This is a genomic window from Streptomyces hainanensis, from assembly GCF_004348415.1.
Taxonomy (GTDB): domain Bacteria; phylum Actinomycetota; class Actinomycetes; order Streptomycetales; family Streptomycetaceae; genus Streptomyces; species Streptomyces hainanensis.
The window spans coordinates 1-4,616 of sequence record NZ_SMKI01000557.1 but is presented as its reverse complement, the minus strand read 5'-3'; the positions used below and the strand labels follow the sequence as shown (position 1 = coordinate 4,616).

3 protein-coding genes are annotated in these 4,616 nt (G+C 77.0%); 1 reads left to right on the top strand and 2 read right to left on the bottom strand.

Annotation, left to right across the window (positions count from 1 at the left end):
* Nucleotides 1-2,126 (top strand): ATP-binding SpoIIE family protein phosphatase (locus tag E1283_RS32365; RefSeq protein ID WP_132821730.1); only part of this gene is annotated, 2,126 nt, incomplete at its 5' end.
* 13 nt (nt 2,127-2,139) lie between these two features.
* Here E1283_RS32365 and E1283_RS32360 read toward each other — a convergent pair.
* Both E1283_RS32360 and dhaL read right to left on the bottom strand, forming a co-directional pair.
* Complete coding sequence (locus E1283_RS32360) at nt 2,140-3,879, bottom strand: putative PEP-binding protein (RefSeq protein WP_132821729.1); 1,740 nt, start codon at nt 3,877-3,879, stop codon at nt 2,140-2,142.
* Nucleotides 3,876-4,505, bottom strand: a complete 630-nt coding sequence (dhaL, locus tag E1283_RS32355) for a dihydroxyacetone kinase subunit DhaL (RefSeq protein WP_132821728.1) — start codon at nt 4,503-4,505, stop codon at nt 3,876-3,878. The genes E1283_RS32360 and dhaL overlap by 4 nt, the downstream gene beginning before the upstream one ends.
* Between the last annotated feature and the right edge of the window lie 111 nt (nt 4,506-4,616).

The following is a 4,616-nucleotide window of genomic DNA, read 5'->3' as shown; positions in this document are numbered from 1 at the left end:
CCGCCACCCCGGCCGGCCTGCCCGAACTCCTGCTCAGGGCCTGCGAGCAGTCGCGGAACGCGATGTCCCTCTACGACACCGAGGGCCGGGTCCTTTGGACCAACGAGCTCAGCCGGCGCATGATCGGCGCCTCGTCCGAGCAGATCCTGGGCCACACCTGGACCGAGATCTTCGAGCAGCCGGGCGCGCCCACCGACAACCCGTTCGCCGACCCGAACTCCGCGCCGGCCGGGTTCCTGCGCGAGCTGATCGGGCTGATACGCCAGGTCGCCCGCGACGGGCAGAGCGTCCTGCGCGAGCTCTCCGCGCCCACGGCCCTCGCCCGCAAGCCCGTCACCTGGGCCGTCTTCCTCTCCCCGGTCACCGACGAGGCGGCCACCGTGCGCGGCGTCCTCGGCTGCACGTTCGACGTCAGCGAGCAGGTGCGGGCCCGCGAGCGGCTGGCGCTGCTCAAGGAGGCCGGCGACCGCATCGGCGGCACCCTCGACGTCTCCGCCACCGCCCGGGAACTCGCCGACACCCTGGTGCCGACGCTCTGCGACCTGGCCTTCGTCGACCTGCTGCCGCAGGTCGCCACCGGCGGCGAGCCGGCGCTCCCCGGTGACCACGCCGGCGGGCTCGCCCTGCACCGCGCCGCCCAGCGCTCCGTCCACGACGGCGCCCCCGAGTCCGCCGTCCAGGTCGGCCGCCTCGACGAGTACCCGAGCTACACGCCGCCCGCCCGCGCCCTCACCACCGGCGCGTCCGTGCTCTCCGACGTCGACCACCCCGACTTCGTGCGCTGGATGGCGGCCGACCCGCCGCGCCGCGCCCGCGCCGAGGACTACGGCGTCCGCACCATGATGGACGTCCCGCTGCGTGCCAGGGGCATCGTGCTGGGCATCGCCCGACTGGTGCGCAGCCGCCCCGAACCGTTCGCCGCCGACGACCTGCTGCTCGCCGAGGAGCTGTGCGCCCGCGCCGCGGTCAGCATCGACAACGCCCGCCGCTACGCCAGGGAGCGCGGCACCGCCCTCGCGCTCCAGCGCAGCCTGCTGCCGCGTCAGCTCCAGGGCCAGATCGCGGTGGACGTCGCCTCCCGCTACCGGCCGGCCGCCGGCCGGCTCGGCGTCGGCGGCGACTGGTTCGACGTCGTCCCGCTCTCCGGCACCCGGGTCGCCCTCGTCATCGGAGACGTGGTGGGCCACGGCGTGCACGCCTCCGCCACCATGGGCCGACTGCGCACGGCGGTGCGCACCCTCGCCGACGTCGACCTGCCGCCCGACGAGCTGCTCACCCACCTGGACGACCTCGTCTCGCACCTCGCCGAGCAGGAGGAGGCGGCCGACCCGACCGCCGCCACCATCGGCGAGGTCGGCGCCACCTGCCTCTACGCCGTGTACGACCCGGTCTCCCGGATCTGCGCCATGGCCAGCGCCGGCCACCCGCCGCCCGTGATCACCGGCCCCGACGGCACCGCCATCCCGGTCGACATCAGCCCGGGCCCCCCGCTGGGGGTCGGCGGGCTGCCCTTCGAGGCCACCCAGGTGCGGCTGCCCGAGGGCAGCCTCATCGCGCTCAGCACCAACGGCCTGATCACCCCGCGCGGCCGGGCCATCGAACAGGGCCAGCGGCTGATGCACGAGGCGCTGGCCGCGCCGGCCAGCACCCTGGAGGAGATCTCCGACCGCGCGCTCGGCCGGCTGCTCCCCGAGCGGCAGACGGACGACGCCGCGCTGCTGCTGGCCAGGACCCGGGCCCTGGACGCGCGGCACGTGGCCACGCTTGAGCTGGCCGCCGAGCCGGCGCTGGTCGCCACCGCCCGCAAGGCGGCGGCCGACCAGCTCGTCGCCTGGGAGCTCACCGAGGCCGCCTTCGTCACCGAGCTGGTGGTCAGCGAGCTGGTCACCAACGCCATCCGGCACGCCGAAGCGCCCATCCAGCTGCGGCTGTTGCGCGGCGAGACGTCGCTGATCATCGAGGTCTCCGACGGCAGCAGCACCGCCCCGCACCTGCGCCGGGCCCGCACCTACGACGAGGGCGGCCGGGGCCTGCTGCTGGTCGCCCAGCTCACCCAGCAGTGGGGCACCCGGCAGACCGCGAGCGGCAAGACCATCTGGGCCGAACAGCAACTCCCGGGCGGCTAGGGCCCGTCGCGCCCTAGACCCGCTCCTCCACCAGCCGCCACACCCGCTCGACCGAGTCCAGCTCGCGCGCCTCGGCGGCCAGCGCCACGCAGTCGGTGTACCGCAGGCCCCTGACCCGGGCCCGCACCGCGTCCAGCGCGGCCGGTGCCGCGGACAGCACGTCGACACCGAGGCCGACGAGCAGCGGCACCAGCAGCGGGTGCGCCGCCGCGTCGCCGCAGACGGAGACCGGCCGCCCGTGGCGGCGGCCGGCCGCCGCCACCTCGCCGATCGCGGTCAGCACGCTGGGATGCGCGGCCAGCGCCGGGGTGGCGGCCGGGTCGCGGCGGTCCACGCCCAGCAGCTGGCACGTCAGGTCGTTGCTGCCGATGGAGAGGAACGCCGCGTCGCGGGCCAGCTCGTCCACCGCGTCGACGGCCTCCCTGAGCTCCACCATGACGCCGAGCGGCGGCGCCTCGACGCCGACCTCGGCGGCGGCCAGGTCGAGGAGCGCGCGGCAGGCCGCCAGCTCCTCGGGCGACGCCACCATCGGGATCATGATCCGCAGCTCGGCCCCGGTGGCGCGGGCCGCGGTCAGCAGCCCGCGGAACTGGTCGGCGAACGCCTCGGGCGCCGCCAGCATCAGCGGCAGCCCGCGCCCCAGGTGGCCGCTCGGGCTGGCGGCGGCGAGGAACGGCGGCAGCTTGTCGTCCGCGAAGTCCAGGGTGCGCACCACCGCGGGCCGCCCCTCCAGCGCCCGCAGCACCGGCGTGACCGTGGCGACGTGCGCTTCCCTGGTCGGCCAGGCCGCCGCGTCCAGGAACGGCAACTCGGTGCGGAGCAGGCCGACGCCCTCGGCGTGGACGGTCAGCGCGGCACGCGCGTCGTCGGCGGTCGCCACGTTGGCGCGCAGCACCATCCGGTGCCCGTCGGTGGTCTCCGACGGCAGGTGCCGGCCGGCGGCCAGCGCCGCCCGCCGCTCGCCGGCCTCGGCCAGCGCCGCCAGGGCCGTCGCACGCTCCGCCTCGGCCGGGTGGGCGACGGCGGCCGGGCCGCCGTCGGCCGCGTCGTCCACCAGGACCTCCACGCCGTCGGGCAGGTCAAGCACCTCGGGGTCGGCCGCCAGCAGCAGCGGGACGCCGAGCGAGCGGGCGACGATCGCGGCGTGCGAGTTGGGGCCGCCCCTGAGGGTGATCGCGGCCCCGACCGCGCGGCCCGGCTCCAGGAGGTCGGCGGCGCCGATCTCCCGGGCGGCCAACACCCGCGGTCGGCCGGCGGCGTTCTCGGCGGCGTTCTCGGCGGCCGGCTCGCGTTCACCGGCCAGCCAGGCCAGGGCGCGCCGCCCCACCTGGCGGATGTCGGCGGCGCGTTCGGCGAGTGTCGGGTCGTCGAGGGCGGCCATCGCGTCCGCGTAGGCGGTGACCGTCTCGTCCAGCGCCCTGGCCGGCGGCGCCCCAGCGGCGGCGCGGGCGACCGCGCCGGCCCGTAGCTCGGGGTCGCCGGCGATCTGGCCGCCGACCTCCATGATGTCGGCCTGCTCGGCGCGCCCCTCGCCGCGCAGCGACTCGGCGAGCGCGAACAGCCGCTCGGCGACGGCGTCCAGCGCCTCGGCGATCAGGGCCGCCGGCTCGCCGTCCGGTGCCGCGTCCAGCTCCAGCGGGCGGTCGGTGCGGAGGAACGGGCCGAGGCCGACGCCTGGTGCGGCGACCCGTCCCGCGAAGCTCCGGCGGGTGGTGGCGGTGGTGGCCGTGGTGGCGGTGGTGTTGGTGGTCATCGGGCGACCTCCGTTCCGGTAGCCGCGTCCGCCAGGGCGCGGAAGAGCAGGGCGGTCGACGCGGCGCCCGGGTCCTGGTGGCCGACGCTGCGCGGGCCCAGATAGGCGGCGCGGCCACGCCTGGCCTGGAGCGGGGTGGTGGCGAGCGCGCCGCGCTCGGCCGCCTCGGCGGCCGCCGAGGCGGCGGCGGCCAGGTCGTCGCCGGCGTCGGACCTGCGGGCGAACGCCTCGACGGCCGGCGCGAACGCGTCGATCATGGTCTTGTCGCCGACCGCCGCGGCGCCCAGCGTCCGCACGGCGTCCAACGCCTCGGCGAGCGCCGTGGCCAGCCCGGTCTCCGGCCGGGCCAGCGCCCGGCCGAGCGCGCGGAAGGCGCTGCCGTAGAGCGGGCCGGCGGCGCCGCCGACGCCGGGGACCAGGGTGTCGCCGGTGACGGTCAGCAACTCGGGGGCCGAGGTGGGCGGCCGCTCGTCCAGGACGGCCAGCACGGCGGAGAAGCCGCGGCGCAGGTTGGCGCCGTGGTCGGCGTCGCCGATGGCCGAGTCGAGCTGGGTCAGCCGCTCCTCGTGCTCGGCCACGGCCGCGGCGAAGGACCGCACCCAGGACAGTGCGAGATCGGTGTCCATGGGGTCTCCCACTCCCTAGCTGCCGGAATTGGATTCATCATCGCTGAACATTGATCGGAAGTTAAGCACGCGTTGCCGACCGGTCGGCCGGGGGACCCCCGGGGCCGGGGG

What these genes read in the sequence shown, in the direction of transcription:
- dhaL (WP_132821728.1), bottom strand. Translation starts at nt 4,505, where the DNA reads ATGGACACCGATCTCGCACTGTCCTGGGTGCGGTCCTTCGCCGCGGCC.
- E1283_RS32360 (WP_132821729.1), bottom strand. Translation starts at nt 3,879, where the DNA reads ATGACCACCAACACCACCGCCACCACGGCCACCACCGCCACCACCCGC.